Raw genomic sequence first — 23,877 nt, forward strand, 5'->3', positions numbered from 1 at the left:
GATTTTAGTGACAGCCTTAGGGGAAGTTCGGTTAATAACGCGAAGTCCTGGGGCTGCGGTTACTCGTCCCATCGAAAGCCTTTGTCGCGACACCGAACTGGCTTACATCCTGTAGGGCCCACTTATGTAGTAAGAAAGTATTTATACTTTCTTAACTACCAAAAAATTACTCATAAGGGTTTGATTGATATGTTTGGTAAAGTTAAAAATATAATCGGAAATCTTAATCAATCGGAAAATACAAAAAGCGAGAATCCATTAGCATATGTAACTCGGGATTTTTTTCAATTGAAAAATTGGAACTATAAAAAGCGAGATCTTCGAGTTCACATCGAAGAACGCAAAATGGTCATAGAATCAAGAAGAAATAAAGTTAGTTATTTATCTCTTTATGAAACAAGTACTAATTTCAGACGTGGTCCCAAAACTAAGAACAAGATAAGTATTGAAAAAGATACTGTTGTAAGAGTGTCTGGTAAGACGCCAAATAATATAAAAACGACTCTTTATATTATTGAATATGGTGCAAATGGGAAAAAGTTAAAAACGAATCGTATCTTCATTAATAAAGAAGCAGAAATAGCGATTCACCCAAAAACAAGGAGTGTCAGGGTTGCCATTCGGATTAGTGGTAAAGGGGAAGTATTAATCACTAACTTTAAAATGATGCAGGATTATATTTCTGCACAAGAGCCAGTATCTGTTCAACAATCAAGCCTTAAGAAAATCAATGATATAAAAATGGCTTGTATCTTTGATGAATTTTCAATGGAGAGCTTTTCTGATAATATTTCACTCATTACCTTTACTCCTGAAAACTGGCGGACCGTTCTTTCCAAAAATAAACCGGATTTATTAATGGTTGAATCAGCATGGCGGGGAAATTTCGGAAGCTGGGAATTTCAAATAGGAAAATACAATAATAATAATCGAAATAAAAAGCTTAAGGAACTAATCTCATGGTGTAAGCGCAACAATATTCCAACAGCTTTCTGGAATAAAGAAGACCCAATTCATTTTGAGAAATTTATTGGTGCAGCTTCTTTATTTGACTATGTCTTCACAACGGATGCAAATATCATTTATCAATATAAGCAAGCAGTTGGTCATGGCAGAGTATACTCCATGCAATTTGCAGCAAATCCGAAAGAGCATAATCCAACATCGATTAACAAGGTGAAGAAAAATAAAATTTCATTTGCTGGTTCATATTATGCGAATCGTCATCCAGACCGTAGAAAAGATATGGATAAAATGCTGGACATTGCTAAAGAATTTGGATTAGAAATATTTGACCGTAACTATGAACGAAATAAATCTGGTGATTCGCATTTTATGTTTCCGGAAAAATTACGAGAAAATATTGTTGGTACACTTAAATATAGCGAGATATATAAGGCTTATAAAGATTATCGATTAATTCTGAATGTGAATAGTGTAAAAGCATCACCGACAATGTTCTCAAGAAGAGTGTTTGAAGGACTGGCATGTGGTACACCGATTGTTAGCAGTTACTCCACAGGGATAAAGAAAACCTTTAGTGATATCGTTGTAATCTCCGAGGACGAACAGCAATTAAAGAATAGAATAAATAACTTGATGACAGACGATAAGTCATACAGGGAATTAGCCATGCAAGGGATTAGGGAAATTTACCGACATCATACTTATTTACATCGATTAGAATACATATTGGATAAGATGAATATTCGTTTTCAATCGATTGATAGGGACGTAACAATAATGTTTTCAATTGATAATATGGAGGATTTCCATAAGGCAATGGAGATAATACAGAAACAGTCCTGTCAAAATATAAAAGCTGTATTCATTATTTCATTATTTGAAGGCTATGAATCCTTATTAAATAACTATAACAATGAGGTTGTTCATACATACCTCAAAGATTATGCTGCTAAGTATAATGATATCACTGAGCTTATTAAAACCGACTATGTTGCTGTTATGAATCTTGAAGATGAATATGGAACATATTATATAGAGGATCTCGTACATGCAAGTACATACTCAGGCGGGGATATCATCGGGAAGAAATCAGTTTCGACAGGTGGAAATTATCGTTACGCACCATTCGAGTATGAGTTTGTTGATAGCATAATGAAGGGTACGGGACTTTATAAACGAGACATATTGAAGAAGATTTCATTAGAAAAATTATTGTATAAAGAAGAAGAACTAATCGAATCACTATTTAAGGAACATGGAGCAAGTATTTATAGCAGCGATCAATTTAGTATAAAGTTAAATACGGTTAAATGAAAAAAAACGGGCTTAGAAAATAGAATCCTGGTTTTTGCCTAGCTGATTTTTTTAGCTGTTAAGAAGTGCACTAAGGTTGTCACCTCAAGGCTTTGCTAAGCCCTATTTTTCTAAATACTGGGAGGATGAATCGTGAAACGATTAAAAATATTGGTTTATGGTGATCAGGACCTGAACATAATGGACGGGTCTGCAATCTGGTTAACGTCACTCATTAATATGTTGTCGTTGGATCAGAAAGTAGATGTGACATTATTACTGAAGGCGCCAATAAAAAGAAAACATGTCATCGCAAATATTAAGGATATAAATAGTATCACTGTCGTTGAGCCATTTAAGCTTTTCGAAGGCAAGAAATTTCAGAATGAAAACAGGTTAACAGTCAAAGATGCGACAAATGTAATTGAAGCCTTGAACAATAAAAATGATTACGACATTATTATTACTCGAGGAAAACAATTAACCGAGGAATCATTAAAGAAATCATATAAAACTAAACAGATACCTTATATTACTGACTTTACGCATGATGCAAAAAAAGTTGGCAGAAGTGAAAAGTTGTTCTTCAAAAAGGTATACAAGACCTTCCCGAATGTATTTGTACAAACAGAGGAAATGAAGCAGTATTTAATGGAAATGCTTAAAGTAGATGGCGAAAAGTTCATTATATTGCATCCAACTGTAGTGGATATTGAGCGACCACCAATAATTGGAATAAAGAATTATTCCATTGTATATGCTGGGAAGTTCGCAAAAGAATGGAAAACAGAAGAAATGATCGATGTCTTCCAACAGGTTAATGAAAAAAATAGTGCAATCACTTTGAATGTAGCAGGCGATAAATTCCAAGGTGAGTTAAAAGAACGCAAGAATATTATCTTGGACAAATTAAAAACAACGAATGGATTGAACTGGATTGGAACCGTCAGCCGTGAAGAGTCGGTTAATTTTATCCAATCATCTGATGTTGGTTTTGCATACCGTTCAGAGGAAATTGATAATGATTACAGTTTAGAGTTATCAACGAAATTCTTGGAATATGGAATAAACGGTAAACCGATAATCGCAAGAAGAACAGCACAATATGAGGCGTTACTAGGAAAAGATTATCCACTATTTGCTAACGATGAAGCAGAGTTATATCAAAAGCTATTATTAGCTTTTGAAGATAAAGAAATCTATGAACGTGCTGCATTAAAATGTTATGCAGCAAGCGAGGATTACCAAATATCCAGGGTAAGTAAAAAAGTGCTTAGTCGTCTTTGGATGTTTAATAAAGAGAAAACGACGATTCTCTTTGCAGGTCATGACTTTAAATTCCTTAATTGGTATATTACTAAATGTGAGGAAGACCCAAATATTAATGTGTTAATTGATAAGTGGGATGGTCATAATGAGCATAATATCGATCATAGTGAAGAAATGCTGCAGCTAGCCGATATTATTTTCTGTGAGTGGGGGCTTGGGAATGCTGTTTGGTATTCAAAAAATAAGCGAAGAGGTCAGAAATTATTTATTCGTCTACATAGACAAGAAATTGATACACCCTTCCTCCCTGCGATTAATTATCACAATGTGGAAAAAGTTCTCGTTATTGTTCCACACTTATTCGAGGAATTTAATCGTTTGAAACATGTTCCGAGAGAGAAAATGATCATTATCGAGAATATGATTGATTACAGACGATTCGATAGGGAAAAATTAAAAAATGTGGAGTATAATTTAGGTATAATCGGTATTTTACCTAAATTGAAAAGACTCGACAGGGCATTAGATATATTTGAACAGCTTTGGATTAAGAATCCTAAATATAAGTTATATATTAAGAGTAAGAATCCACAGGAGTTGCCTTGGTTAATGGGACGCGATGATGAGAGAATTTACTTTGAGGAAGTTTTTGAAAGAATCGAAACTGCTGCATGGAAGCGGAACGTCATCTTTGATCCTCATGGAAATGATGTGGATGAATGGTTACGGAAAATTAACTTCGTTTTATCAACAAGTGATATAGAAGGTTCACATGTTTCACCAATGGAGGGAATGGCAAGTGGTGCTGTTCCAATTGTATACCACTGGCCAGGAGCAGAAACAGCATATCCATCCAGATTTGTTGTGGAAACCGTAGACGAAGCAGTCAATAAGATCGAAAATTATAAGTCATTGATAGACGGATATGACCTGAAGGAATACCCGAAACGCTTCGACTATGACTCAAGAGTTAAATTGTTAGATGAACTGATATTTACTGAGACAACTCACTGATAAATTATTATTCTTCAAGCAATGCGAGGTAGAGATTGGTGGATATAAACTGCGACATAACTTAAGAAGCTCAATGCTCATGCACCGAACCCTTCGGAAATTATACTTCGCGCACCTTAGGGGGGCTGGTGAGCGTTGCTCGCGAAGAGCAACTGTCCGGCAGCGGAAATCAACGTTGCGGCTAGTTCACTGTTTATATCGATAGCTACAAACCATTCAAAATGAGTTAATAATAAATCTACTGTTGACTTCAATAAAGTTTTATCGTCAATGGTTTAACAAATATATAAAAACTAAGATTGCTGCTTAAGGTCTTAGTTTTTTAATTAAAGTAATTGGAGGATTTCTTATGGTAGATGTTTTAGTTACAGGCGGATGCGGATTCATTGGTTCGAAAATAGTGGAAAAACTAATAAATAAGAATTATAATGTGCATGTAATTGATAATTTGTCTACTGGAAATAAAGATAATATCGATTTAGATAAGGTAACATTACATGTTCAGGATATCAATGATCCTGAAATAGAAGAAGTATTTAAGAACAATACATTTCAATATGTTATTCATCAGGCTGCACAAACAAGTGTACCAGTCTCAATTGAAGATATCACATCAGATACGAAGATAAATATTCTCGGATCTGTTCATTTAATTGATTTAGCAAATAAATACGGAGTTAACAAGATAATTTTCGCATCATCAGCGGCCATTTATGGTGATCCTAAGCAGCTTCCAATTACGGAAACTACTGCTGCTGATCCAACATCACCATATGGTTTATCTAAATATACCATTGAGAAGTATTTACAATTAGCACATAGCTTGTACGGACTAAATTATACAATTCTTCGTTACGCGAATGTATACGGGCCAAAACAAACGTCACTTGGTGAAGGTGGGGTTGTTTCTATCTTTGATCAATACTTTAGCAGCAATAAAACGCCAATTATCTATGGAGATGGCTTGCAAACGCGTGACTTTATTTACGTTGATGATGTTGCAGAGGCAAACATTGCAGCAATCGATTCTGAAAATGGAATTTATAATGTATCTTGCAATGAACAAACGACAATTGAACAACTCTTCCAATACTTTAAAGGTATCTATGGTGTGGATGTAGAACCTATATATGAGTCAAGCAGAGAAGGGGACATTAGACATAGTATCCTCTCAAACGAATTAACTTTAAAAGAACTTGACTGGATGCCGAAGATGTCATTAGCAGAAGGATTAAAACAGACTGTAACGCACGTTATGGGTGAAGAAGAAAAGTAATTAACTGTAAAGCGGTGGGTCACTTGAAAAAGATAGGTTATATTGTTGTAGCTTCGTTTATGTTGTTATTAGGATTTTTTCAATCTTATATATTCGCATGTGATGGGGGATATAAGCTGACTTCACCTATAGATGAAGTTAAAGCAGCAGAAAATTCCCCTAAAGGTGAAGATGTATCGGAATCAACCAAAATAAAAGTTGCAGATAGGGTTGAAACAGTGCAGAAATCTAATATTAGTAGTAGTACTTCGGCAGGTTATTTTCAAGTATTAACAAGTAATTTACCTATCTATGATAATCGTTCTGGTGAATTAGAGCGGGTAGGAACACTTACAAAAGGACAAGTATATCCAATTGCAGGTGATTACGGCAACTGGCATAAGATTCAGTTTGATGATTATCATGGGTATGTGTATAAAGAAAGCACAGCTCCAGCAACGGACGAATATCTTAAGAATCTAGGTAATGGCTGTAAGCTAACGTCTGATTCTTTTAAGGCAGCTAAAAATCTGGAAGTCTATGATAATAGCTCTGGTCAATTAAAAGCGTTTGGAACAATCGATAAGGGTCAAACATATTCCATTGTTAGTGATTATGGAAAATGGTGGCGAATTCTGTTTGCAGGCAGAATAGGCTATGTAAGTAAAAGTAGTGCATTCATCGATAATTTTACTGATGACGACAATGCCTTTATGGTGACTAAGAATACTTCATTATCAATTTTAAAAGATGGAAAACAGATTAGAGTCGCAACATTAATGGCAGAAAACACCTTCGAAAGAATCGAAGACTATGGGAACTGGCATAAAGTGAAATATGGGGATGAGGTTGGCTATATTTGGAAGGCGGCAACCAAACCAGTAACATCTGATTATGAGAATAATGAAATAAAAGGAACCTTGCTCACGCTAATCGATTCTCCGGCCTTTGTTTCTACTAAAGATACAAGTCCAGCTGTCATGATCGAAGGAGCACAACGAGTTTCGTTTATTAAAGAAGTTGATGCAAACTGGTATGAAATTGAAATTGCGGGTAGAAACCTTTTCATTGAAGCAGAAAATGTGATGGACTTAAATAATGTTACATTTGAAACAGAGAATCATCCACATATGAAGACCATTCGAGAGTACTTAATTGATGCACCATTTACTAATGATAATCAGGATACAAAAGAGAATGAAACAATTGAAGCAGCAAACTATTTACTCCAAGATAAAATAAGGTTTAATGACTATAATGGTGGTATCCCGATTGATTATTCCAGCGGCATTGATTGGACAAAAGGGCCTGGTATTGCGGATGAACATCAGCGATCTTTTTTAAGACAATTACATGGGCTATTCTTTATTAATGACCTTTCTGAGGCATATAGTATTACAGAGGATAAGGAATATATCGAAAAAGGGTATGGATATATTCATGACTGGATGATAAATAATCCGTATCACAAACCGAAACATAATATGGCATGGCATGATGAAGGCACAGCTAGACGTTTATCTACTTTGGTGAATTTCTTTGATGTTGGAAAGTCGATATTAACGGAAAAGCAAAAACTCGAGCTATTTGAAATAATGGTTTTCCATGCAAATTTATTAGCAGATGACGATTTTTATTCAGAGAATACAAATCATGGAATGTTCCAAGATGAGGGCTTAATTGTATTCAGTAAATATTTTTATGATAAGAAAATATTAAATAATTATTATGATCTTGCAGTAAATCGACTGGATGCTTATTTCGGAAGTCTTATTTCAGAAGATGGCGTACATCTTGAACATTCACCATCATACCATCAAACCATTGGAGGATCACTGCGGGCGTATGGAGATATACTGAATGCTTTTGATGATATTGAAATGGCCAATAAATTTTATTCGAAGTATAACAATATGGCTAAATATGCTACCCATGTTATTAAACCGGATGGAATCTGGCCGTTAATTGCTGATACATATGCAAAAGATCGACCACGATCAACGATGTGGCAAGACGATGCATATTATCAATATTCGGTAACAAAAGGTGAATCTGGCGAGATGCCTACTGAAACGAATGCTGTTTTCCCTGATGCAGGGTATGCTATATTTAGAGAGCAATGGGAAAATCCGAACAAAGGCGCATATGTCTTCTTTACTGCTGCATACCATACGAATTATCATAAGCATTCAGATGATTTAAGCTTATGGATCTATCATGATGGTGAGGATATTATTACGGAAGCAGGACCATACAGTTATACATTATCGGATCCAGTTACACAATATGCGTACTCTTCATTTGGACATAATACATTAATTGTAGACAATGAAGGTTTACCAAGAGTTGATGGGAAATACGATAGTACGTATTTGCAGGATTATAATTTGAATGATGAAAATCATCCAAGTGCAACGGGTGTCAATAAACGCTATGAAGGTGTAACACATACGAGAAATGTAGCATACGATAAGGTACATCAGGCTATTCAAGTAAATGATACAATGATTTCAGACGAGAATCATAATTACAAATTGTTATGGCATTTAGCTCCAGGGATTGTACCGGAAATTAATAATATTAACAATGAAGTTACATTAAAGAAAGATAATGTAACATTAATGAAAATAAATCTTGATAGTGATAATCCATTAAAGCTTTCAAGCGTTTATGGTGATCAAGATGAATTATTCAAAAGCTGGACTTTTGAATATGATTATAAAAATACTGAAACAATAAAGAAAGATGTCCATACGATTATAGTGGAAGTAGATAGTTCAGATAGCAATATTCAAACAACGTTCAAATTTAATAGCAAGTAGTAGACAAGCGGTGATTTATTCACTGCTTTTTGCTATTCATAATATACACAAATAAATAACCGATGAGGGAATAGAAGTTAAAATGATCTATTATTTAGATTGCAATGTCCTTTAATTTATTAAATGATAACAGGTGTCAATCTATATCTAACCTATAGATTAAGATGTAAAATCTATTTATCTATGATATAATCTCTTAGAATCATTAACCAATAAGTAGGTGTTATTATGTCAATTACTGCTGAATTAATTATTGCATTCTTCATATCAGCCTTAACCGCATTACTCGTAACACCATTAATAAAAAGATTAGCCTTTAAAATAAATGCAACAGACAAACCAGATAATAATAGGAAAACGCATGATGGTGTGAAAGCAAGTTTAGGTGGGTTAGCAATCTTTATTGGTGCTATACCTGGTTTTTTATTTTTGCAACCGGAACATCCACAAATGACGGCAATTATTGTCGGTGCATGCATGATGATCATTACTGGTTTATTGGATGATATATTTGATTTGAAACCACTTTATAAGTTAGTAGGACAAATCGCTGCGGCACTTGTTGTTGTCTCTTCTGGTTTGATTATTGAAAAGTTAACGATGCCTTTCTTTGGGACAGTTTATTTAGAGGGATTAGGTTACCTCATTACAGTACTTTGGATTGTTGGTGCATCGAATGCAATTAATTTCATCGATGGATTAGATGGTCTCGCCGCGGGAGTGTCTGCGATTGGTTTAACTAGTATTCTAGTAATGGCAGTTATGGACTATCGTATTGTAGTAGCTTACCTTTGTATCATATTAATAGGGAGCTGTGTCGGTTTTCTATATCATAATTTTTATCCTGCGAAGATATTTATGGGGGATACAGGGGCATTATTCCTCGGCTATTCAATTGCAGTAATCTCAATGCTTGGGCTATTTAAAAACGTCGCCTTGTTTAGTTTCATCATCCCGATCATTGTAATTGCAGTACCAATCTTTGATACTGTACTTGCAATCATTAGAAGAACAATCAGCAGACAGAGCCTTGCAACAGCGGATAAAAAGCATATACATTATCAACTAGTAAAAATGGGATTTAGTCACAGAGCGTCAGTTTTGATCATCTATGCATTTAGTTTCTTTTTTGGTGTTCTGGCAATTACTTTTAATAGTGGCACATTGCTAACATCGCTTATCATTTTAGGAATTATTGTCATCGGCCTTCAAGTTATGGCGGAGATGTCAGGAGTCATGTTAAAAGGAAAACAACCATTATTAAATGGAATGCGTAGAATGGTCGGCGTACGTGAAAGACAAAAATAAGATCCTAATAAACGGAGCTCCATCCACTAACCATTAGTGGATGGAGCTTGTTTATTTGATAAATTTGGAAATGTTACTAAGTCTCTTTAATTTTCGTATAATCTCTTTTCCTCCGTTACAATGAATGATGATAATTAGTGGGTTTACATAGATGGGGTAAGCACAAACCCAGCGGAGAATTAAAGAAATACTTCTATTTCTCAAAAATATAATGAATTAGGTAATCTTTTTTCAAAGTGTTAAGGAGTGTATTTTTGGAGTCGTCGAAAGTTTTCCCCTGCCTTGTTATTGGAAAAAAATGGATAGGACTAAAAACACAGACTCCAAATAATTGGTACAAAAGTAACGGATAATTCTGGTATGAAAATACTATTTTTTGAATATTTCATTGACTAGGAAAATTGCCTCCAATATAATGGGAACTAACTGACATATTTCCACCTATTAATAGCTTTAATGACAATAGAATTCTCTGAAGATACAACAATAGCAATTTAACATAGCAGAGGAATTACAAAGGCTGAAAAAAATAGGTTTAAAGGAAATTAAATAGGGTATATAGCTAGTTAGCTAGGTACATAGATACATACATAAAACTACATTTGGATACATAGCAACAAGACAGTTATCTTTGCTACCGTGAAAATGCGTATACTCGCGGGGGGTGAATTGGTTCGTTCAAAGAATAGGCTAAGGGAATAGTTGCAATTAATATTAGGACTTTCATGCTAGCAAAATTTTGAGGAGGAATCTCATGGGGAAGAATTCTAGGGTGCGTACAAAAGGGTTTAGTATTATTGCTGTATTGTTAATGTTATTTACGTTAATTGCTCCAGCAGCAATTAGTGCAGAAGCAAATACAACGACAATAAATAAATTATCAAGTAGTTTAGTAGAACAGTTCAAAAATGAAGAAAAAGTTACTTTTATTGTAGACTTTAAAGATAAAGCAAATACTGCTAAAGTTGCAGGTAAGGCTAAAGAAGAAGCAAGTAAAGCAAACTTGTCAGCAGAAAAAGCAGAACTTTCACAACGTGAATCTGTTATTAATGAATTAAAAGTAACTGCAAACCAATCACAAGCAAACGTGAAAGCATTACTTAACAATAATCGTGATGTTGAGCAAGTTAAATCTTTCCATATCACGAATTCAATTGTTGTAACAGCTACACAAGAAGTCGCTGAAGAAATTGCAGCATATGATGAGGTTTCAAGTATTATTCCCAACTTAGAAATTAAAGTGGATGAACCAGTAAGTGAATCAACAAATAAACTTCAAAATGCAGAAGAAGATTTCTATAATATTTACCGTGTAAATGCTCCAGAAGTTTGGGAGCAAGGAATTAATGGAGAAGGGCTAGTTGTTGCTAGTATTGACTCTGGTGCACAATGGGATCACCCTTCATTAATTAATAACTACCGTGGCTATAATGCGGAAACTGGAAAAGTTGATCACTCAGCTAGTTTCTTTGATGCTGTAAATGGTGAAACGGCAGCATATGATGATCATGGACATGGAACACATGTTACTGGAACAATGGTTGGAACTGGAGATGGATTAGAAATTGGAGTGGCTCCAGGAGCAAAATTCATTGCTGCGAAAGCACTTGACTCTACTAATGCAGGATATTTAGAGGATATGCTTGCTGCAGCTGAGTGGATGCTTGCACCAGGTGGAGATGCAGCAAATGCACCAGATGTCGTAAATAATTCATGGGGTATTTCAGGCGCCACACCAGAACAAGTTGATGAATATTTCCGTGATGTAATTGGGGTATGGGAAAATGCTGGGATATTCTCAGTATTTGCAGCAGGAAATGATGGTCAAACGGATGAAGGAACAGTAGGTATACCAGCGCTTTACCCAGAAGCATTTGCTGTTGGGGCAACAGATAGAAATAATGCACTTGCAGAATTCTCATCTAATGGACCTTCGCCATACGGAGGAATAAAACCAGATGTTTCTGCTCCTGGTGTAGATATTGTATCAGCATACCCAGGTGACAGATATGCTTATATGAGCGGAACATCAATGGCAGCACCTGCAGTATCTGGAGTAGCAGCACTTCTGCTTCAAGCTAATCCAGATGCGACAGCAGAAGAATTAAAGAATGTATTGAAAGAAACAGCAACACAATTAACAAATGACACATACACAGAAGTTCCAAATAATGGATTTGGTCATGGTTTAGTAGACGCACTTGCTGCAGTAAATGCAATTGCTGAACAACCGGAAGAACCAGCAAAAGAAATTGAACGACTATTTGGTCATAGCCGTTATGACACTGCAATTGAAGTTAGTCAAAAAGGCTGGGAAGACGATTCAGTAGATAAAGTTATCGTTGCACGTGGTGATAATTTCTCTGATGCATTAGCTGGAGTTCCATTAGCGTATGCTTGGGATACACCGATTTTATTAACTCGCAGTGATCGCATGCTAGATTCAACATTAGCTGAAATTGAGCGCTTAGGTGCTGAAGAAGTATACGTCCTTGGTGGTCCAATTGCAGTTAGTGATAAAGCAGAAAAAACTCTTGAAGATGCAGGTTATACTGTGAGTCGTATTCAAGGACATTCAAGAATTGATACAGCAGTAGAAATTGCAAACGAGCTTACAGGTGGTACATCTGAAGAAGTTGTTATTGCAAACGGCTATAATTTCCCAGATGCATTAACAATCGGTTCATTTGCAGCACAAGCTGGAGTTCCAATTCTTTTAACAAAGGATTCTAGTATTCCAGAAGCAACTGCTAATGCTCTAACAGATCTTGGAGTTACTGATTCATTAGTTGTTGGTGGACCATTAGTTGTATCTGAGGAAGTAGAAGCACAACTTCCAAATGCAGAGCGTTTAGATGGTCGTGACCGTTATGGCACTAACATTGCTATTTTAGAAAATCTTGGGGAAGACGTTGATTCTCTATATGTAGCAACTGGTACTGATTATGCAGATGCATTAACTGGTGCAGTACTTGCAGCTAAAGAAGGAAAAGGATTAGTATTAGTACGAAATATCGTACCAGAAAACATTAATACGTATCTATCAGGAAAAGAACTTGAAGATTTAACAATCTTCGGTGGACCAGTAGCAATTAGCGATGCAGTTAAAGAAGCGCTAGAAGCTATTCTGAATCAATAGTATATTTAGAGGATAGAACCCATTTCCTTAAGGAAGTGGGTTCTATTTTTATTCTAATATTATAGGAAAGTTATGCTTACAGGCTTGAAAGTATGCTATCATAAATCATAGATAGGAGGGGATACAATGAAGAGAAGTAAACAAAATCTATCATACATAATACTCGTTTTAATTATGATCCTTTCATTGCTGAATCCAAGTATAGCATTAGCAAATGGGTCTATACATAGAGTAGAAAATCAAGAGAAAATCACTGCAGAATTTTTAAAAGAGTTTTCTTCTGCTAATGAACAGCAAACTTTTATAATTAAATTAAAGGAGCAAACGGATGCTAGGGTTGCTGCTGAAGCTGCTAAAGCGAAGGCAGAACAATCACGTGCTAGTTTGCAAGAAATAGAGTTAAATCAGCATGAAGCAGTTATTTCAGCACTAAAAGAAACGTCAGAACAGGAACAACAGGATGTACTGAAGTTTCTTCAAGAACAAGAAAAATTAGGTAATGCTAAAAATATCAAACCCTATTATATTATTAATGGTATCGTTGTGACTGCTACAAAAGAGGTTGCTGAGAAAGTAAGCACATTTTCTGAGGTTGATAAGATCCTTCCAAATGAAACGCGTTATTTGCATGAAACTACAAGAAGTGAAGAAAATGTGAGCCTGCAACATGCTGTGCAAAATATCGAGTGGAACATTGATCGCGTAGGTGCACCGGAAGCATGGAGCAGTGGCTTCGACGGAACTGGTGTCGTAGTTGCGACAATAGACTCAGGTGTAGACTGGCAGCATCCTGCACTAAAAGAAAAGTATCGTGGATATGATGCAAAAACAGGTAAAGTAAATCATCAGTATAGTTGGTTTAATGCTGTAGAAGGAAGTAAAGTACCTTACGATCCACACGGCCATGGTACCCATGTAACTGGAACAATTGTCGGCAGTGAGCCAAACGGGACCAATAAAATCGGAGTTGCGCCGGGAGCTAAATGGATAGCAGTTAAGGCTTTTGGCGATGACGGCTCAGCAACAGATGCAGATTTGCTAGAGGCAGCCCAATGGATATTAGCACCAACGGATGAAGCTGGAAATGAAAGACCTGATCTTGCCCCTGATATAGTGAATAACTCTTGGGGAGGCGGAAGAGATCAAGATGAATGGTATCGTGATGTAGTGAGAGCTTGGAGGGCTGCTGGAATATTCCCTGTGTTTGCGGCTGGGAATACCACGTGGGATAACCCTGGAGGGCCGGGATCTGTTAATGTTCCTGCAAACTATCCAGAATCATTTGCTGTTGGTGCGACGGACCAGAATAATAATTTAGCATCTTTTTCTTTATTAGGACCGTCTCCGTATAAGAAGATAAAACCAGATGTGACAGCCCCTGGCGCCGGTATCCGTTCCGCTTTACCGGGTAGCAGATATGGGAATGACTACGGAACCTCAATGGCCGCCCCAGCAGTTGCCGGAGTAGTTGCCCTATTATATCAGGCAGCCCCTGATTTATCTATTGATCAAATGACTGAGATTCTAAGGAACACAGCAAAACCTTTAACGGATAAAGATTATCCAAAACATCCAAACAATGGGTATGGTTATGGATTAGTACAAGCGATGCCAGCAGTGAATGCCGCACTAGCGGTTGGGAAAGAGCCGGTAACAAGAATTGCTGGTCACTCAAGATATGATACTGCAATTGAAGTAAGCAGGGATGGCTGGAATACTGCGAATACGGTTATATTAACACGTGGAGATAATTTTGCAGACGCATTAGCTGGCGTTCCGCTGGCATCTAAATTAGATGCGCCAATACTTTTAACGCATAGTAAAAAATTATATGCATCAACATTGCGTGAAATTAAGCGACTGCGTGCATCAAATGTTATCATTTTAGGTGGAGAAGTCGCGATTAAAAAAGCTGTTGCAGCTGAGCTGGAAAAGGCAGGCATTAAAGTACGCCGTATTTCAGGACACTCACGAACAGATACCGCAGCATTAATCGCCTCAGAGGTTTCGCCTAATGGTTCAAAAAAGGTAGCAATTGCAAATGGCTATGACTTCCCAGATGCTTTGTCAATTGCATCCTATGCAGCAAATGAAGGCATACCTATTCTGCTGACAGAAAGCACAAAACTGCCTGCAGGCACAAAGGCTTCAATCAACAAGCTGAAGGCTAAGGAAACGATTGTTGTTGGTGGTCCATTGGCTGTTAACCAATCACTTATGGCACAATTACCGAATGCTGTTAGAATAAGTGGACAGAGTCGCTATGACACAAATATTGAAATAGCAAAGCATTTTGGAATCAATAATAAACATATGTACGTAGCAACAGGTAAAAACTATGCAGATGCATTAACAGGAGCTGTATTAGCAGCCAAAAATAATAGTGCTATATTATTAGTGCATCAAACAATACCAGAAGTAACTGCGTCCTATATTAAAAACCAAGCGTTAGAGCGTTTGACAATTTTCGGTGGCGCCGTTGCAATTAAAGCAGAACAAGCAAATCAGCTAAAACAATTGCTTGCCAATTAATGAACAATAAACCCGTCTTTCTATCTGAAGATGGGTTTTTTCCCATTAGGTTTCATATAATTGGTCAAGTGGAATAAGTAAAACAACTTGTGCTAATTTTTAGTTAAAAACGCATTTAGTATAGTTTGTTGCTATTAATATAAACTGTGACTTGTTGCGATGTTAATTTAACTCACCGAACAGCCAAGAACCATAAGGTAGAGCTTCGGCAGCATTAAATCGCACTAAGAAAATCGTTCTGTATTTTGAGGAAAGCTCCTCTCCGCAGCTAAGATCAACAGCCGTAAGAGAGCGGAATTGCCAGTCCAATTAATGATGAGGTGGATACAGGCTTGTAACCCAACATCCGGCGGAAGAAATACACGTATACTCCTGCGGGAAGAAAAGCCTAGGTGAGGCTACGAAGTGCGATAGCACGAGTAGGCTCACCAGCTCCCCGCGGAAAGCGTAGTGTATTTCTGGAGCGACTGGTCTGTGAGCACTCATGACTCCAAAGTAGTTGGCAGTTTATATCGACTATAAAACATCAATAATCAATAAAGGAGTATGAACTTATGAAGAAATCAGGAGGTATTGCCTTAACTATCATCATAATATTAGGATTAATAGCAATCACCTATGTACTTGTGAATCAATCCAATGAGCAAGATACAACAGATGTGAACGACGAATCAGACCAAGCAGAACAAGACAATAACGAAGAGCAAAATGAGGGGGATGAGCTTGTGGACCAGCAAATAGTGAAAGCAGATAATGGTTTAACATTTCAATTATCGGAAGCTGGAGCAGCAGATAATGGTAAAGCATTTAACTATACCGTTACAAACGATGGTACAAAAGAAATCAAACTTAGCTTCACAACAAGTCAGCGTTATGAATATGAATTAAGAAACATAACAGAAGGGACCACTGCGAAATATTCGGATGGTCGTGCGTTTATGCAAGTGTTAGGAGATACGAAGCTTGCCCCAGGGGAAAGCGTTAGCTATGATATTAATTTACCGACTTTAAAACCAGCTGAATATAAGCTAACAGTTTATCTAGTAGCGAAAGATATTTCGGAATATAGTGTATCCCAATCATTTGTAATTGAGGAATAGAGTAATTGTCAATTCAGTGGAAGATTTCCTCATTCTTATTGGAGATTAGTTGAATAAACTGTACGTTAATGGGCAGTTAATTCCCAAGTCCTTAATCATAGATTAAGGACTTGGGAACTAGTTGTCTATTTATTTTGTAATGAAATAATAATTTGACTATTGTATCTATTAGAAATATAATTACCATGTAAAGATTATGTAATATGAACTTAATATTTGTAGAATGGGAGGGTCCTTTGCATGGTGTTAATCCTACAAAATAGCTGTCAATTAGTTAAGGATTAACTACGTGGTGAAAGTAAATTAAATAGAGGGGGAATACTTTTTGAAAACGATTGGAAAGTTATTAGCAGTGGTATTAGTACTTTTACTAACGTTCTCTAACTTTTCGGTAATATCTGCTAATCCAGTAAAGGTAGATCCAGTAGAACTAAAAAAAGAAGTAACAAAAAAAGAGAAGATTAAGAAGGAAGAACTGGACGAAATTTACAAGGAGTCTGATAAGGTAAGAGTAATTGTAGAAGTGCAAGGGGAACCTGCAATTACATACGCTACAGGTCAAGGAAAGAAATTTAGCGAGCTTTCAGAAGCAAAAAGAGAAGAATTACAAGCAGGTGCACTTAAAGCACAAGAAAAAGTAAAAAATGAACTTAGCAAGCAGAAATTGAATGTCGAATATAAAGAAAGCTTTACGACAGTTTTCAATGGCTTTAGTGGAATTGTTGAATATGGAAAAATTGAAGCAGTAGAAAAGCTACCTGGTGTTACAAATGTGACCATCAGTAATGAATATGAGCGTCCGAAAGTAGAACCTGACATGCGCTATAGTAAGGAACTAGTTGAAGCGCAAAAGACATGGGATGAGTATGGTTATGATGGCGAAGGAATGATTGTTGGTGTCATCGATTCCGGTGTTGATCCTAGTCATAAGGACTTTGTTTTAACAGATGAAAAAGAAGCAGTGTTAACGAAGGATTCTGTATTGGATTTCCGATATAAGGAAAATCTTCCAGGTAAATACTATACAGCTAAAGTACCATATGGTTATAACTATATGGATGAAAACGAAGAAATTCGTGATTTAGGACCAGGCGCTTCCATGCATGGTATGCACGTTGCCGGTACAGTTGGGGCTAACGGTGATGAAGAGAATGGTGGAATCAAAGGGGTTGCACCAGAAGCACAAATCCTAGCACTTAAAGTATTTGGTAATGATCCGAACATGGGTTCAACATGGGGAGATATTTATATCAAAGCTATTGATGATTCAATCATTTTAGGTGCAGATGTAATTAATATGAGCCTAGGTTCAACAGCAGAATTTGTAGATGAAACAGATCCTGAACAGCAAGCGATCAAAAATGCGGTTGAAAACGGCGTCCTAATGTCTATTTCAGCTGGAAACTCTGCACATTTAGGAAATGGATTTTATAATCCATATGCGTCAAATCCAGATATTGGAGTTGTAGGCTCACCAGGTCTATCTTATGACTCTCTACAAGTAGCTTCAGTAGAAAATACCCACATGGATATGGATGCACTAGAATTTGCATTTGGGGGAGAGACAGGACTTGCTCCATTCATGTCAGCGAGCAGTGTCCATCCAAATGATGATGGTGGCACGTTCGAAATTGAATTTGTTGGAACCGGTACAGCAAAAGACTTTGCAGGTAAAGATCTAACAGGTAAATTTGCAATTGTTGTTCGTGGAAATTCATTCGTAGACACTGCATACAATGCACAAGATGCTAATGCAGAAGGTGTGATTGTTTATAACCATTCAGATGGATGGGTAAGCATGGCATCAGAGCCGGATATTTTTATTCCACAACTATTCATGGCTAAAACAGATGGTGAATTATTAAAACAACAGCTGGATGCAGGAGAAACGGTTACTATTTCCTTTAATGGCGATGGTGTTACTACAGCAAATCCACTTGCAGATTCTATGTCAGACTTTACATCATGGGGGGTAACACCGAATCTTGATTTCAAACCTGAAATTACAGCACCAGGTGGAAATATTTTATCTACATTCCAAGATGATCAATATGGAACAATGAGTGGTACATCGATGGCTGCACCACATGTAGCTGGTGGTTCTGCACTTGTTCTGGAACGTGTGGACGAAGAATTTGATTTAGAAGGTAAAGCGCGTGTGGAAATGGCGAAGAATATTTTGATGAATACAGCTGAGCCAGTAATTGATAAAGGGACAATTAACGAGATGTTAGGTAATGAGATTCCTTATTCACCACGCCGTCAGGGTTCGGGTATTATGCAGCTTCACAAAGCAATCTCAACGCCTGTTGTTGTAACTGAAAAGAAAACAGGCGAAGCTAAGGTAGCATTAAAAGAAGTTGGCGATAAATTTACCTTTACGTTAGAAGCTAAGAATTACAGTGATGAAGAATTAAGCTATGATGTTGCTTCGAATGTTCAAACAGATTTATCTCTATTTGGTACGTTAGGTTATGCAGCGGATGAGCTTGAATCAGCAGAGCTACAAGCTGATGTTAAAATCAATAATGGAAAATCGACTGTTAAGATTCCAGCTGGAAAGACTGCGTCAATAAAAGTTGAAGTTGATTTGTCAAAAGCAAAAGTATTAACTGTTGATGATAATGGAAACTTTACGAATTTAGATCCAAATGAAGTCTTCCCTAATGGATATTTCGTTGAAGGATTTGTAACATTGACTGATGCAGCTGCAGATGAATTACCAAATCTATCTGTACCATATGTCGGATTTGCAGGTGATTGGAATACGCCACCGATTCTAGATGAATTAGCTTACGACGGAAATGATTCATTCTATGAAGAGGCAGCAATGCTTTATGATGGCAATGACGGTTATTATTATCTTGGTTATGATCCGTTAACAGGTGAGAATTTAACGAAGAATATTGCAATCTCACCAAATGGTGATGGTGCGAATGATGAAATTATTCCACTGTTATCATTCTTACGTAATGCGAAGAAAGTAGAATATAGTGTTCTGGATAAAGATAAGAAATCCCTGCGTAAAATTAAATCAGAAAGCAATATTATAAAGAATTACTTTGATGCTGGTGCGGCTTTACCATTCAGACTAAATCCAAATATTTTCTGGGATGGTACCGTTAAGAATAAAGTAGTTGCTGACGGACAGTACTACTTGGAAATTGCAGCGACAATCGATTATGAAGGAAAAGAAGCACAAAAGCTCCAAGTACCTGTAATCGTCGATACTATAGCACCTAAATTGAATGCTAATCTGAAGGATAATAAAGTAACATTTAGTACTTCAGATGAACGTTCTGGAGTGTCATATATTGAAGTAGTCGTAAATGGGAAAACGCATGAAATTTTACCAGCTACTGCTAAAGAATATACATTCACTAAAAAGATTGGACCAAAAGATGGTGTTACTTTAGTTGCAGTTGACAATGCTGGAAATAGCAAAGAAGCAGAAGTACAAGAACAACTTAATCCTAATATCCCAGTAATTGATGTTTGGTCTCCTGAAACATTTGGAATCTATGATACTAGTGAAATTGAAGTATTCGGTACTGTTGCAGCTGATCACAAAATAGTTGAATTTACTGTAGAGGGAGAACCAGTAGAATTAGAAGAGATTGAAAAAGGCTTTTACCTCTTTGACACCTTTATTGAATTTGAAGATGGGGACCATCCGTTAAATATTTATGCTAAAGATGAAAAAGGGAATGAAACGTCACTATCAAATAGCAGATTGTTCTTTGTCGATACAACAGCACCTGGCCTTAAGGTGAAATCACCAGGTTTTGTAGATCATAAGACAAAATCAGCTAAGATTGTTGCACAGCTTACAGACAACTTTGATGAATTAACTTATACAATTGATGGCAATGAAGAATTCGCACAACAGATGTCTGGCGAAAAGATGAAAGCTATTAGTAAAGAAGTAACGACAGAAGTATCGCTTGAACCAGGTGAAAATGTATTTAACCTAGAAGTAGTGGATATCGCGGGTAACACGACAACGAAAGAGGTAACCATTTATCGTGCTACATCTGCTGAAGATCAAGCAGCATCACGTATCTTTGGAACATCCCGTTACGATACAGCGGTGGAAGTAAGTAAGGATGGATGGGATTCTGCGGATACTGTTATCCTTGCACAAGGAAAAGAATTTGCAGATGCGTTAGCTGGTATTCCGTTGGCAGAGAAGTATGATGCACCGTTATTATTAACACAACCAACGAAATATACAGAAGTAACGAAGGCAGAAATTGAACGTTTGGGTGCAACTACTGTGTACCTGCTTGGGGGCGAAGTAGCAATCAGTGCTGATGTTGAAGCAGAATTAACGAAGCAAGGACTTGAAGTTATTCGACTTGCTGGTCATTCACGCGTCGATACTGCAATCGAAATTGCGAATGAAGTAGTGGAAGAAGGTTCAAGTGAACAAGCAGTACTTGTTAATGGCTACAACTTCCCTGATGCTCTATCTGTTGCATCATATGCAGCACAAGCGGGAATACCAATTCTATTGACACAAACGAATAAACTTCCAGAAGCGACAGATCAGTTACTTGAAGATTTAAATGTTAATGAAACACTAGTAATTGGTGGACCTGTAGCAGTTTCTGAAAAGGTAGCAAAACTTGTTCCAAATCCGGAAAGAATTAGTGGACACTCTCGTGAAGATACAGCTGTAGCAGTTGCTGAATACTTTGATGTAGATGCGGCTAAATACTATGTAACAACTGGTGCTGATTTCCCAGATGCACTAACAGTTGCAGCGCGAGCAGCTAAAGATAATACAGGAGTTCTTCTTGTAAGAAATTCTGTATCTAAAGGAGTTAGCACGTTTATTACTGCAAATGACATTGATTGGATCAAAGTAATTGGTGGACCGCTAGCAGTAAGTGATAAAATCCTAAAAGAACTGAACAAATTATTAGACTGATTGACAGCTTCATAGTTTACTTGGTAAAGACTCCAGAGCAAATCTGGAGTCTTTTTATTAAGCTCATTTTTGTTAGTTAATAGAACGCAGGCGATATTTCTGCAGAAATCGACATTTGTGCTATTTAGAATAACTTCCATTCAATATTTTCGACAATATTTTACTAGAAAGTAACGGTTTATTGCAAACGTATTATTCTAATTTGATTATAGTAGTATCCATATTAACGAAAAAAATCATCAACTGTATATTAACAATGAATGAAATCTTTGCTATTATTAATAGTATAAATCTAAGAATCTACGAATTTTTTAATAATTCGTTACAGAACACTATAAATCGACATAATACTAGATGACAATTCTAGAGGAATAGATTTAGAAAAAGTTAGATGACAATTTCATAGGAGGAAAAAATGAAGAAAATAAGCTTAGCAGTGGCGCTGTCACTTATCATGCAAATAATCTTTTTACAATCACCAGTCGCTGCAGAGAGTACGAATCAGAGTGAGCAATCAGACGTAGATAATACTACGGAAACTCAAAAAGAAGCGTACAATGAATTTGGAATTAAGATTGGTACAGAAGTTTATGGGGAAGACATCAGTGAGTTAAGTGAAGAGGAATTACAATACATACCAGAGGGCTGGCGTGACGGCATTTTTGATGATAGCCATCACGAAACGGAAGAAGAACCGGCTGCTACTTTGAATGCATCCTATCCAGATGTGAATAATTATATAAAGAATATGAAGCCAGTTAATATTGAGTATAACCATATTAGTCACCTGACGAAATTTCATTATCGTGGAGGGTATGGTGCTGTAGAAGGTGTCGTAGCACATGAGACAGCAAATGATCGTTCAAATATTAATGGTGAAATAAGTTGGATGAAACAAAATCATAAGAATGCTTTTGTCCATGCCTTTGTCGATCATAACCGCATTATTGAAACACACCCAACACAATATGGCGCATGGGGTGCGGGTCGTCATGCGAATAAACGATTTGTCCATGTCGAACTAGTGCGAGTTGATAATTTTGACCAATTTGCTCGTTCCATTAATAATTACGCATACTATGTTGCTAAAGTTTTACAAGATTATAATTTAGGTGTAACAGATGCTGAGAATACAGGTAAAGGTACGTTATGGTCCCATCGAGCAGTTTCCGAGCATCTTGGTGGTACGAATCATGTAGATCCACATGGATATTTCGCAAGATATGGCTATAAATGGAATGATTTTGTTACATTAGTAACTTCTAAGTACAATGAAATGAATGTTCCTAGAATTTCTGGCCATAGCCGTTATGATACAGCAGTAGCAATCAGTCAAGATGGATGGAAAACTGCAAACTCGGTTGTCGTCGCTCGTGGTGATGACTACGCTGATGCACTAGCGGGAGTTACCTTAGCGAAGAAGTATAATTCACCATTATTACTAACGCAATCTAACAAGTTTACGGATGTAACGAAAAAAGAGATCCAGCGATTAAAAGCTACTAATATATATATTCTTGGTGGTGAGCTGGCGGTAAGTAAATCGGTTGAAAATGAAATGAAGAAATTAGTTCCTAGAGTAAAACGAATTAGTGGGGGCTCTCGTGTAGAAACTGCTGTGGCTATTGCCAAAGAAGTAAAGAGTAGTGTCCGGACAGCAGTAGTAGTTGACGGTTATGATTTCCCAGATGCTCTGTCCGTTGCATCTTATGCAGCACAACGAGGAATGCCAATTCTATTAACACAAAATAATAAGTTGCCTGGACAAACGAAGCAGGCGTTAAAAGATTTAAGAATAACAAATACTTTGGCAATTGGTGGTAACTTAGCAATTAATGATAATGTATTTAAACAACTTCCAAAACCAGTAAGAATATCTGGACAAAATCGTTATGAGACGGCAGTGAAGGTTGCAGAATATTTTAATGCTAAAAATAAACATTATTATATTACAACAGGATTAGAATTCCCTGATGCGCTCTCAAGTGCTGCATTAGCTGCTAAGGAGGGGACAGGCATTTTATTGGTAGGTACAAGTATACCAAAACCTGTCGATACATTTATTACGAGAAATAGAATTAATAATTTTACGATTGTTGGTGGAACGACGATAATTCCGCCAAAAGTCCAGCAAGCATTGTCAAGATACTAATTGATGACAAAAACAAAGACAGGATTCTCTTTTACAGAGAATCCTGTCTTTTAACTAGAACCTATTCTTATTTCAATTCACATAGCAAGCGAAG

General features: G+C 36.7%; 10 protein-coding genes. All 10 read left to right on the top strand.

Translation table 11 applies throughout. From position 1 onward, the window contains the following. Positions 1 to 189 precede the first annotated feature (189 nt). The 10 genes from CWR45_RS04990 to CWR45_RS20285 all read left to right on the top strand — a co-directional run bounded on the left by CWR45_RS04990 (position 190) and on the right by CWR45_RS20285 (position 23,783). On the top strand, positions 190 to 2,280 hold the full coding sequence (locus tag CWR45_RS04990) for a CgeB family protein (RefSeq protein ID WP_115748701.1): 2,091 nt from the start codon (positions 190 to 192) through the stop codon (positions 2,278 to 2,280). Between the two features lie 132 nt (positions 2,281 to 2,412). Further along, entirely contained in the window at positions 2,413 to 4,542 is a 2,130-nt protein-coding gene (locus tag CWR45_RS04995) for a glycosyltransferase (protein ID WP_115748702.1), read from the top strand. A 349-nt stretch (positions 4,543 to 4,891) separates the two neighbouring features. Continuing rightward, positions 4,892 to 5,818, top strand: a complete 927-nt coding sequence (locus tag CWR45_RS05000; protein ID WP_115748703.1) for an NAD-dependent epimerase/dehydratase family protein — start codon at positions 4,892 to 4,894, stop codon at positions 5,816 to 5,818. A 23-nt stretch (positions 5,819 to 5,841) separates the two neighbouring features. After that, on the top strand, positions 5,842 to 8,619 hold the full coding sequence (locus tag CWR45_RS05005) for an alginate lyase family protein (protein WP_115748704.1): 2,778 nt from the start codon (positions 5,842 to 5,844) through the stop codon (positions 8,617 to 8,619). Positions 8,620 to 8,847: 228 nt separating this feature from the next. After that, a complete protein-coding gene (locus tag CWR45_RS05010; RefSeq protein ID WP_115748705.1) occupies positions 8,848 to 9,927 on the top strand; it encodes a glycosyltransferase family 4 protein in 1,080 nt (359 codons plus the stop codon). Positions 9,928 to 10,681: 754 nt separating this feature from the next. Continuing rightward, positions 10,682 to 13,066, top strand: coding sequence for a S8 family serine peptidase (locus CWR45_RS05015; RefSeq protein ID WP_115748706.1), 2,385 nt, complete (start codon positions 10,682 to 10,684; stop codon positions 13,064 to 13,066). 126 nt (positions 13,067 to 13,192) lie between these two features. Continuing rightward, complete coding sequence (locus CWR45_RS05020) at positions 13,193 to 15,598, top strand: S8 family serine peptidase (RefSeq protein WP_115748707.1); 2,406 nt, start codon at positions 13,193 to 13,195, stop codon at positions 15,596 to 15,598. Positions 15,599 to 16,152: 554 nt separating this feature from the next. Then, positions 16,153 to 16,698 carry a BsuPI-related putative proteinase inhibitor gene (locus CWR45_RS05025; RefSeq protein ID WP_115748708.1) on the top strand — a complete coding sequence of 182 codons (546 nt, stop codon included), beginning with the start codon at positions 16,153 to 16,155 and terminating at the stop codon, positions 16,696 to 16,698. Positions 16,699 to 17,023: 325 nt separating this feature from the next. After that, positions 17,024 to 21,631 carry a cell wall-binding repeat-containing protein gene (locus CWR45_RS05030; protein WP_245975339.1) on the top strand — a complete coding sequence of 1,536 codons (4,608 nt, stop codon included), beginning with the start codon at positions 17,024 to 17,026 and terminating at the stop codon, positions 21,629 to 21,631. A gap of 415 nt (positions 21,632 to 22,046) precedes the next feature. Beyond that, entirely contained in the window at positions 22,047 to 23,783 is a 1,737-nt protein-coding gene (locus CWR45_RS20285) for a cell wall-binding repeat-containing protein (RefSeq protein WP_115748709.1), read from the top strand. Positions 23,784 to 23,877 lie beyond the last annotated feature (94 nt).

This window comes from Oceanobacillus chungangensis, assembly GCF_003369565.1.
Lineage (GTDB): Bacteria > Bacillota > Bacilli > Bacillales > Amphibacillaceae > Oceanobacillus > Oceanobacillus chungangensis.